Below are 10,484 nucleotides of genomic sequence, written 5' to 3'. Positions count from 1 at the left end.
GTCCGGCATCACCTGTCGCTTTGCCGCTCCATACGAGCGCAGCTAGTCGGTGATCATGCGCTTCGGCGCGAGCCCCTGCTTCTTCAACAGCCGCGTCAGCAAGCGCTTGGCGGCCTTGGTGTTGCGGCGGTTTTGCACGATTTCGTCCAGCATATATCCATCCTGGTCGACGGCGCGCCACAACCAAAGCTTTTTGCCGGGCGATGGTGACGACCACTTCGTTCAGGTACCAGACATCATTCCGGCACGGCGGCTTGCGGCGCAAGCAGCGAGCGCAGTCCAACCCGAACTTGATGCCCCACCGGCGACTTGTCTCATACGAAACCACGATGCCGCGTTCCAGCAGCATTTCCTCAACCAGGCGCAAGCTCAGCGGAAACCGGAAATAAAGCCAGACCGCGTGGGCGATAATAGGCGGCGGAAATCGGGGGGCGTGTAGCTGACGGCGGGCGTATTCATGCCCCCCGGCGTCCATGTCGCAAATCTTGACTATTGCTTTGTGTGTCAAGCCCGCCGCAGGTCTCAACGCGTTCATATGCAGACATTGTGAAAATCGCCCTATTCCGCCTTTTTTTACCGCCCCTTAAGTCCCCCGCTCGCATGCTTGTCGATGCCATTGAACTCATAGCCATCGGCCAAGGATTTTGGAAAATATGTTTCCGCTCGCAGCAGAAAACGTGAGAGTCGCTGTAGGCCTAACGCTAAGGGGAGAGAGCGGTTTGATTGGACGAAATGGGTACCGGAGTACCGAGTCATGAAGCCACGAGGTAATCTGGTCCGACTGAAGCAATTTCAGGTGAATGAGAAGCGGCGACAGTTGCACCAGCTAGACATCATGATTGCCGATTTCGAACGCATGGCGCGAGAACTGGACTTCCAGATAAACGCCGAGGAAACGAAGGCCGGCATCTCCGATGTCAATCATTTCGCTTATCCGACGTTCGCCAAGGCCGCTCGCCTACGTCGTGACAACGTCAAGAATTCGCAATCGGACCTTCTGCGGCAGAGAACCGCAGCCGCGCACTGCCTCGCCGAGGCTGAAGCAGAGCTCTCCAAGGCGCAAATGCTAGAATCGCGCAGCGGCAGAGGCCACGACCTCGAACCCGGCAACCGAAGCGCCATGATCGGCTGAGCCGGACGGCTTCAGCGCGCCTCAATTCGCGACACCGACTGGCCATTGGCGCGCGAGAGGCGTGCGGGCATTGTAAAGATATCAGCGTCTTGATGCAGCGATAGCTGGCCGGGACGGCTGTCATGCTGCGGCGACATACGCGATTTTGTTCCAGATTTGCATAGCGGCGTTACGCAGGTATTGGGGGAAAGTGGAACTGGTTGGCAATCGGAGCATCGGTGGAGACGAACCGCTGCCGGCGGATCGGCGCCTGGCGGCAACGCCTGGCGCTTTCGGCGGCGGCGGTAACGGCAAAGCAGGCTGGCCGCGTCGAGGATGAAGCGGCCCCTGCGCGATGCCGTTCTGCTCACGGCCGGGAGACGGGGTCGGCTCCGCCGGCCGGATGCTGCTCGCTTGGCGCGGCACCGTAAAGTCAACCGACAGCTATGAAGATGTGCGTACATTGGGCCATGTCAGAAGTTGCTCGTGGTCCGCTCTATGGTCGCCACCGCTTTCCCCCGAGATCATTGCGCACGCGGTATGGCTCTACTTTCGCTTTCCGCTCAGCCTGCGCATGGTTGAAGGCATGCTGGCGGCCCGCGGCATCATCGTCACGCATCAGAACGTTCGAAGCTGCGCGGAGAAATTCGGACGGAATTTCGCCCGAGAGATCAAGCGACGGTCAGCCGGCTGCCTGGGCGACAAATGGCATCTCGACGAATGTGTCGTGGCTATCAGTGGCAAGAAGCAGTGGCTCTGGCGTGCCGTCGATCAGGACGGCTTCGTCCTCGAAGTGCTGGTACAAAGCCGCCGAAATGCCAAGGCGGCAAAGCGTCTGATGCGCAAGTTGAAGGCTCAAGGGCGGACACCACGGATCATGATCACCGACAAGCTCCGATCCTATGATGCCGCCATGCGCGACCTCATGCCCGGCGTCGAACACCGGTCGCACACAGGCCTGAATTATCGAGCGGAAAATTCGCACCAGCCGGCCCGACGACGCGAAAGGATCATGAAACGCTTCAAGTCGGCACGCCAGCTTCAGCGGTTCGTTTCCATCCATGATCCGATTGCCGACCTGCTCCACTTTCCCTGCAATGCGCTGTCATCGGCTCAACATCGAGACCTGCGTAACGCCGCCATGCATTGTGTCGCCACAGCGTGACAGCCGTCCCGGCCAGCTATCGCTGCATCAAGCCGCTGAAACTTACAGTGCCGGGCGCGCTGCTACCTGAATTTCCTTACCGCTCAATCAATGTGACAGCACCGATTCTTCTCAACCGCGGCATGCCCTAAATCGTCACTTGCGTTCCGATCTCGACGACGCGTCCGGTCGGAATCTGGAAATATTCGGTCGCATCGGCCGCCGAGCGGGCGAGCCCGATGAACAGCTTGTCCTGCCACACCGGCATGCCGGAATTGGGCGATGCCTTGAGCGAGCGCCGCGACAGGAAGAACGACGTCGTCATGATGTCGAACTTCCAGCCTTGCTTGCGGCAGGTCGCCAGGGCGCGCGGAATGTTTGGCTGTTCCATGTAGCCGAAGGTCAGCGTCACCCGCATGAACAACTCGTTGACTGTCTCCATCTTGACCCGCTCGCTGTCGGGCACCAGCGGCTGCGGCGCGGTGACCACCGAAAGAATGACGTTCTGCTCGTGCAGCACCTTGTAGTGCTTCAGGCTGTGCATCAGCGCTGTCGGCGCGCTTTGCGGATCGCTGGTCAGGAACACGGCGGTGCCGGACACCAGCTGCGGCTTCTTCTTCAACAGGTTGCCGGCGAGGAAATCGAGCGGGATCTCGTTGCGCCGGGTCTTGTCGAACAGATAGCGGCTGCCGCGCACCCAGGTCCACATCGCCAGAACGATGGTGAAGGCCACCGCAAGCGACGCCCAGCCGCCCTCGAACACCTTCACGATGTTGGAGGCGAAGAAGCCGATGTCGATGAAGCCGAACAGCGCCGTCATGGCGACCGCCACCCACAGCCGCCATTTCCAGATGCGGGTCATGACGACGAACAGCAGCACCGTCGTCACCAGCATGTTGCCGGTCACCGAGATGCCATAGGCGGAGGCCAGCTTGCTCGATTCGCCGAAACCGACGACCAGCAACATCACCGCCAACGCCAGCAACAGATTGACGCGCGGCATGTAGATCTGGCCCGACTGCCGTTCCGACGTGTGCAGGATTTCGAGGCGCGGCAGCATATTGAGCTGCACCGCCTGCCGGGTCAGCGAGAAGGCGCCGGAGATGACCGCCTGGCTAGCGATAACCGTCGCCGCGGTTGCCAATACCACCATCGGGATCAGCGTCCAGCCTTCGTTCATCTCGAAGAATGGATGGCCGACGACGCCGTTCTTGGCCAGCACGAAGGCGCCTTGCCCGGCATAATTGAGCAGCAGGCAGGGAAACACGATCGCCAGCCAGGCCAGCACGATCGGCTTGCGGCCGAAATGGCCGAGATCGGCATAGAGTGCTTCGGCACCGGTGACGGCGAGGAAGATGGCGCCGATGGTCACGAAAGCGACGTCGGGCGAATTGATCAGGAAGGCGACGATGTAGTGCGGGCTCACCGCCCACAGGATTTCTGGATCGGCGATGATGTGGTTGAGACCGGAAAGGCCAATTGCCAGGAACCATACGGCGGTCACCGGGCCGAACACCAATCCCACCCCGCCGGTGCCAAAGCGCTGCACCGCGAACACCATGGCCAGGATGACCAGTGTCAGCGGCACCACATAGGGCTGGAAGGTCGGGGTAACGACGTTCATACCCTCGACCGCCGACAGCACCGAAATCGCGGGCGTGATGACCGCGTCGCCGAAAAACAGCGAGGCGCCGACGATGCCGATGCCCAGGATCACCGCCGACCGCTTGGGGAAACTGCCGCGCGCTAGCGCCATCAGCGACAGCACGCCGCCCTCGCCGCCGTTATCGGCGCGCAGCACGAACATGATGTACTTGATGGTGACGATGATAGTCAGCGACCAGATGATCAGCGACAGCACGCCGAGGATATCGCCGCGCTCGGCGACATTGCCGCCCGACGACGCCACCAGCGCCTCACGGAACGCGTAGATCGGGCTGGTGCCAATATCGCCATAGACAACGCCGAGCGCGCCTAGCATCAGCACCTTGGTGCTGTGCTGTTCGATTTCGGGATGGCTCGATTGTTCGACGGGTTCTGCCTCGCTACCAGCATTGGTAAGGGCCATGGACGACACTCCGATAAGGGGCGGCCCTCTACCTTTGCTGCACTGCAATATCAAGTGCCGCGACGTAATGGCTCCGTATGCGGACCGCATTTGTTGCCGCAACCGGCGGATTGTCTCATACGAAACCACGATCCCGCTCCCGGGCCATTTCCTCGACGAGACACAGGCTCAAGGGGACCTGAAGGAGGGCCAGACCGGATGGGCGATGATCTGCGGCAGGAAACGATGGCGCTGCTTGTAGCTGACGGCATATCTTTCTACTTTGTGTGTCTGCCAGACGAGCGGGCGGGCACGGAAGTGGTCGCGCTCTGGCTGCCAGACATACTCGTCCAACCTGATGAAAACCTGACTTGTACACCCAGCCCAAACAGGTGCGAGGGGTCGGTCTATTACCAAAGGCTCTGAGGGCTGATTCTCTAGGGTTCCCGCCCAGATTGATCCGTGACCCTTGTTGTGAACCGCGCCGGGTTGATCGGAGGCTCCAACTCCTGAGAAGGTGGAACCATGACAAGCAAGACGACCAACAAGTTCTCTCCCGAGGTCCGGGCCCGCGCGGTGCGGCTGGTTCTGGATCACGAACGCGAGCATACGTCGCGGTGGGCGGCGGTTTCATCGATCGCCGCCAAGATCGGCTGCACGGCGCAGACGCTGCATGAGGGGGTGGAGAAGGCCGAGCGCGACAGTGGCGTGCAAGTCGGTGTGCCTACGGATGTGGCGACGAAACTCAAGGAGAGCCGCGAGCTTCGCCAGGCCAACGAGATCCTTCGCAAGGCTTCCGCGTATTTTGCCCAGGCGAAGCTCGACCGCCGGTTCAGGCCACGATCGCGTTCATCGACGCTCACCGCGAGGCGCATGGGGTCGAGCCGATCTGCAAGGTGCTGCCGATCGCCCGGTCGACCTACCACGACCATGTCGCCAAGCGCGTCGACCCCTGCCGGCTGTCGGCTCGGGCAAGATGGGATACAGCCTCGAAGGATGAGGTCCGACGGTTTGAGGCGAACTTCCGCGTCTACGGCGTTCGCAAGGTCTGGCGGCGGTTGCGTCGCGAGGGCTTCGACGTCGCCCGCTGCACGGTTGCCCGCTTGATGAAGGCCATGGGCCTCGAAGGCATCGTCCGCCGATCCGCACTACGGTGAGCAACAAGGCCGCACCTTGCCCTCTCGACCACGTCAACCGCCAGTTCCACTGCTCCGCGCCGAACATGCTGCGGGTCTCCGACTTCACCTGCGTCGCGACCTGGACGGGCTTCGTCTATGTCGCCTTTGTCATCGACACCTATGCCCGTCGGATCGTCGGCTGGCGGGTGAGCCGGACGGCGCATGCAGCCTTCGTTCTCGATGCCCTGGAACAGGCTCTCCATGATCGGCGGCCCGTGCAGGGAGGCGGGCTCATCCATCACAGCGATAGAGGCAGCCAAGGCGGATTCAACCGGATCGTCGCAACACCGGCATCATACTGTCCCCCAAGGAGTTGGTCGAGGAGTTCGGCAGGTGTTTTCCAGCCGAGCGTTTTGCGCGGTCTTGTGTTGATAGCATGGGCGACTGCGTCCAGTTCCCGGGCTGTGTGCCGACTGAGATCCGTGCCCTTTGGAAAGTACTGTCTCAGCAAGCCGTTTGGTGTTTTCGTTGGAGTCTCGCTGCCACGGGCTTGGGGATCGCAGAAGAAAATCTCGAGCCCGGTGTCGATGCGCAGGTCGGCTGCTGCGCCATTTCCGCTCCATGGTCCCAAGTCAGCGACTGACGCAGTTGCTCGGGAAGTTTGCCCATGGATCGGGCTATGGCTCTGCGGACTGCTTCAGCGCCGTGGCCGGCAAGTGGTGGACCGTTCTTGATGCGCATGCTCTGCTGATAGCCATGCATGCGCGGCAGGTGAAGCACGCATTGTGAAGCGTGAACTTCGTTCCACGAGCGTACCGATCGCCTAGCTTCCGAGGCCAAGGATGAGGTCGCCTTCCCAATGTCCGGGGACAGCCCGATCGGCAATTTCGGCCGGACGGTCGCTTATTATAAGGGCGTCTCCAACGAAGGACTTGTTGCGAACTCGGGCCCGTTCGCGCGGTACGCGCAACGCTCGGCCTGAACGCAGACATGCGGTAAGTCCTCGGCGCAATGCTCCGCGTCCTTGAATGTACAAGGACTGATAGATCGTCTCTTGGCTGATCCGCATGGTTTGATCCTGTGGGTAATCGATCTGAAGCCGATTTAGCGATCTGCTCGGGGCTCCAGGCTGCCGACCACCTCCGGCTCTGTCGTTTTTTCCATACCCACCTTGGGGCCCTCGAATGAGGCGCCATTGGGATTGGTGACTTTGCCGGCCAAGCGCTCCTCAACATATTCACGCAGAGCCGGATTGACCGCCAGCTTGCCAGGAGGCCGGCGGGACTCACGATCGGCGTGCCATTGGGCGGCACTGGCCGGTAATCCAGATTGCCGCTGCGCGTCGCGGCATTGCGCCTGACCTCCCGCGAGATTGTGCTCGGCGGCCGACCTAGCTTACGAGCAATGGCCCGGATGCCGATTCCCTTGGCAAGCTCAAGCGCAATATCCTCGCGCTCCCGAAAGAAAGATATCGCCCCGAAGGCGGCTTCGCCCACGGCGCCAAATGCGTTGGCGGCATCCCTCCTGCACTCCGAAACCAGCGCGGACCAAGAGGCGTTGATGTACCGGCATCCAGTGCGGCCTCCTCGCTCGAATGTCCCAAGGCAATAGCTTGCCAGAACCGGAAGCGATTCTCACGCTGCCAGGCAGGCGGACGCCCGGGCGAATCCAGCTTCTTTCGAGTGCACCGATCTAAGCGCGTTGGTGAACCGTCATTGCAACCTCCAATCCCTTGGTGTTGCGACGACCGGTTGAATCCGCCCAACACGTCAGATTCAATACACCGAGCGCTTGGCGGAGGCCGGCGTCGAACCCGCAGTGGGCAGTGTCGGCGACTCTTTCGATAATGCTCTCGCCGAAACGATCAACGGTCTTTACAAGGCCGAGGTGATCCATCGACGCGGACCCTGGCGCTCATTCGAGGCCGTCGAGTTCGCCACGCTCGAATGGGTCGACTGCTTCAACAATCGCTGGCTGCTGGAGCCCATCGGCAACATCCCGCCGGCCGAAGCCGAGGAACGCTACTACGCCATGTTGGATGAATCAGCCATAGCCGCGTGACTCAAACGAAACGGCCTCCGGAATGCCCAGGGCAGTTCACATCGCATTTGATGCCAGCTTCATCGTATTTTCTTCGGCTTGGACGGGCACTTGGCAGACCCACAGAGCTGGGAACCCTTTGCCATACTACAACTGTAACATCATATCGGTTTAGCAGGTCAAGCTTCGGTGGTAACCTCATTTGGTAGAATAACTACTTTGGAGGCGAGCAATGGATCGCGATAACAAACGGGCACGTGCAGCTGCAAGATCATCTCAAGGCGTGGGGAGCAGTAGCCTCCGTGACGTTCCAGAGGGGCCATTGAGCGATGTTGCAGAACGGCTGGTAACCGCTAACCCGCGCGATACAGCGCGAAATCTTGGGGGCTTCAAAGGCCTCGGGACGCACGAGCGAACAGCCGTTCGGGGCACTCAACCCGGGCCAGAAACCGACCTCGCGAGATTTGAAAGGCGGACCAATCGGCTTGGACGATCAGCCATCAATCTGGCCGCGACATTAACAGCCGAATTGGGGTACAGCACGGATGACATAGCATTGCAGAAAGTCGGAGCGGCCAGTAATCTAGGCGATTACCTAACGCCAGGGCTGCAAGATGCTATTGTTAATCGCATTGGCAACATGGATCCGCCGTCGCAAGCTCTCGGAGCTTATTACGTTGCGCCACACTTCAGTAAGTTTACTGACGAAAATAAATCTCGCATTCTTGATCAGGCCATTGGACTGGCTTCTTCTGATCCGGATGGCAATGTCAGAAACATGGCATCCAATGCTATTCTCAACATGTATCCCCAGTTAGACGCAAATCAACAGGCCCAAGCTCACTCAGTTTTTCCCGGCATGCAAGACATCTTGCCGCACATGCCGCCACCGCAGCATGCAGCAGAGGAACGGAGTGCGAATCTGGACGGCCACATAGCAGGTATTGAGGCTGCAGTCCGTGATACAGTAGGCCCGCAAACCTCCTATGAACAGCTGCAGCGGGGTGCTCAAATCGGGCGGTCCATAAACCACGCCTTCAATCACGCCCGAGAGGACCTAATGGAGGCCACCAGAAGCAGAGATCGCTCCGGCCGTTGAGGTCTCGGCCATGGTACAGTGACGCTTTCTCTCCCGAAATCCGTTTACGGCCTTGCCGTTTCCAATTCGCTGGCCGTTGACGTACCTGCTTAGTGTAACTTTCAAAAACCACGTCTGCCGGGTGATGCGCTGCAAGCATCGCACCACCCACTGCGGCATCGATCTGTCGAGCGGCGACATCGCGCGACGCCGGTTCGGTCTCTGAAGCACGCGCAGCATTAGCTACGGCTAATCCGGCAATGGAACAATGCTTTCAACAAAAACGACGCCCCCCAACATAGCCATTAGCATCGCGTGCTCACTCGCCGTGGGCTTCTGTGCGGCAAGTCTTTACGCAACCTTCCGCCACGGCGGCAGCGGCGAGGCTCTGATGGCGTTTGATGTCCGTGCCTTTTGGTTTGAGACGCCCTTGTATTTGGGTTTCGCAACCCCCGTTTTCTATCGGGGCGCGGCTATCGTGCTCTCGACGTCCGCGGTCGTCTTGCTGATTCAGCAGATCGTATTGCGCCGCAAGCTCGAACACCACGGGACGGCTCGTTGGGCTCGAGTGGATGAAATGCGACGCACGGGATATCTGCGACGATACCGTGGCGTGACAGGGCCGGTGTTTGGGAAGACAAGTGGCCCTTTCTGGCCTGGCTACTACCTGACCAATGGCGAGCAGCCTCACAGCCTCATCGTTGCACCGACCCGCGCTGGCAAGGGCGTCGGCATAGTCATTCCAACGCTACTTACATTCAAAGGCTCGGTGATAGCTCTGGACGTCAAGGGGGAGCTCTTTGAGCTCACCTCGAGGGCGCGCAAAGCCGCAGGTGACGACGTGTTTAAATTCGCGCCGCTGGATTCGGAGCGGCGCACAAACTGCTACAATCCGCTGTTGGATCTTATAGCGTTGCCTCCACAGCAGCAATTCACCGAAGCCCGCCGCTTGGCCGCAAACCTGATTACGGCCAAGGGGGAGGGCGCGGAAGGTTTCATCAGCGGCGCGCGAGATATCTTTGTCGCGGGAATCCTTGCCTGCATCGAGCGGGGCACGCCAACAATCGGCGCCGTCTATGACCTCTTCGCCCAGCCGGGGGAGAAGTTTAAGCTCTTCGCGCGACTCGCCATGGAGACCCAGAACAAAGAGGCACAACGCATCTTCGACGACATGGCGGGGAACGATACGAAAATCCTAACCTCCTACACTTCCGTGCTCGGCGATGGCGGGCTCAACCTGTGGGCGGATCCCGCTGTAAAGGCGGCCACAAGTCGCTCGGACTTTTCGGTCTATGATCTTCGCCGTCGCAGAACGTGCATCTATCTTTGCGTTGGTCCGAACGACCTTGAGGTGATCGCGCCTTTGATACGCTTGTTTTTTCAGCAAATCGTTTCAATTCTGCAGCGGTCGCTGGCCCGTCGGGATGAAAAGCACGAGGTTCTCTTCCTGCTCGACGAGTTCAAGCACTTGGGTAAGCTGGAGGCGATCGAGACCGCAATCACGACTATCGCGGGCTACAAGGGGCGTTTCATGCTCATCATCCAAAGCCTTTCGGCACTGACGGGGGCTTATGGAGAGGCTGGCAAGCAGAATTTTCTCAGCAATACCGGACTGCAAGTGTTCATGGCCACGGCTGATGACGAGACTCCGAACTACATTTCCAAGGCCATCGGTGAATACACGTTTGAAGCCAAATCGATTTCCCACAGCCAGGCGCGAACGTTCGACTGGACCATTCAGAATTCACATCAAGGTGCACCGCTATTGCGTCCCGAACAGGTTCGGCTGCTCGATGACGACTACGAGATTGTTCTTATCAAAGGTCTGCCACCATTAAAATTGAGGAAGGTGCGTTATTTCTCGGATCGCATTCTGAAACGCATCTTTGAAAGCCAGACAGGCGCCCTCCCGGAGCCGGCGCCCTTGACGGGAGCAGAGGAGGCGC

The 10,484-nt window shown here is 59.7% G+C and carries 4 protein-coding genes, 6 pseudogenes and 1 other annotated feature; of the genes and pseudogenes, 7 read left to right on the top strand and 3 right to left on the bottom strand.

All coding sequences use genetic code 11. The annotated features are described in order from the left end of the window. Positions 1 to 45: 45 nt before the first annotated feature. Positions 46 to 459, bottom strand: a pseudogene (locus NKI46_RS30725) (IS6 family transposase); the annotation flags it as partial. Between the two features lie 295 nt (positions 460 to 754). Between NKI46_RS30725 and NKI46_RS30720 the strand changes: the two are divergent. The 3 genes and pseudogenes from NKI46_RS30720 (at position 755) to NKI46_RS30710 (ending at position 2,276) form a co-directional block, all read left to right on the top strand. Continuing rightward, complete coding sequence (locus NKI46_RS30720) at positions 755 to 1,132, top strand: flagellar export protein FliJ (protein WP_352749673.1); 378 nt, start codon at positions 755 to 757, stop codon at positions 1,130 to 1,132. 200 nt (positions 1,133 to 1,332) lie between these two features. After that, positions 1,333 to 1,532: pseudogene (locus tag NKI46_RS30715) on the top strand (DUF1403 family protein); the annotation flags it as partial. Positions 1,533 to 1,581: 49 nt separating this feature from the next. Continuing rightward, positions 1,582 to 2,276, top strand: a pseudogene (locus NKI46_RS30710) (IS6 family transposase). 127 nt (positions 2,277 to 2,403) lie between these two features. Here the strand turns inward: NKI46_RS30710 and NKI46_RS30705 are convergent. After that, the gene (locus NKI46_RS30705; protein WP_352749670.1) at positions 2,404 to 4,323 is read right to left on the bottom strand and encodes a potassium transporter Kup; all 1,920 of its coding nucleotides are present in this window, start codon (positions 4,321 to 4,323) and stop codon (positions 2,404 to 2,406) included. Positions 4,324 to 4,827: 504 nt separating this feature from the next. Between NKI46_RS30705 and NKI46_RS30700 the strand changes: the two are divergent. Beyond that, positions 4,828 to 5,740 (top strand): annotated as a pseudogene (locus NKI46_RS30700) (IS3 family transposase); the annotation flags it as partial. After that, positions 5,100 to 5,216, top strand: a sequence feature (AL1L pseudoknot). It overlaps the preceding pseudogene by 117 nt. Here the strand turns inward: NKI46_RS30700 and NKI46_RS31020 are convergent. Next, positions 5,719 to 7,149 (bottom strand): annotated as a pseudogene (locus NKI46_RS31020) (IS30 family transposase). The pseudogenes NKI46_RS30700 and NKI46_RS31020 sit on opposite strands and share 22 nt — an antisense overlap. 44 nt (positions 7,150 to 7,193) lie before the next feature. Here NKI46_RS31020 and NKI46_RS30685 point away from each other — a divergent pair. The 3 genes and pseudogenes from NKI46_RS30685 to virD4 all read left to right on the top strand — a co-directional run. Next, positions 7,194 to 7,481 (top strand): annotated as a pseudogene (locus NKI46_RS30685) (integrase core domain-containing protein); the annotation flags it as partial. A 301-nt stretch (positions 7,482 to 7,782) separates the two neighbouring features. Next, positions 7,783 to 8,559 carry a hypothetical protein gene (locus NKI46_RS30680; protein ID WP_352515483.1) on the top strand — a complete coding sequence of 259 codons (777 nt, stop codon included), beginning with the start codon at positions 7,783 to 7,785 and terminating at the stop codon, positions 8,557 to 8,559. Positions 8,560 to 8,806: 247 nt separating this feature from the next. Continuing rightward, positions 8,807 to 10,484 (top strand): type IV secretion system ATPase VirD4 (virD4, locus tag NKI46_RS30675; protein ID WP_352749668.1); only part of this gene is annotated, 1,678 nt, incomplete at its 3' end.

The organism is Mesorhizobium sp. M0615 (assembly GCF_040320805.1).
Lineage (GTDB): Bacteria > Pseudomonadota > Alphaproteobacteria > Rhizobiales > Rhizobiaceae > Mesorhizobium.
Note: the sequence above shows the minus strand (reverse complement) of the source record. Positions and strands in the feature narration are given on the sequence as shown.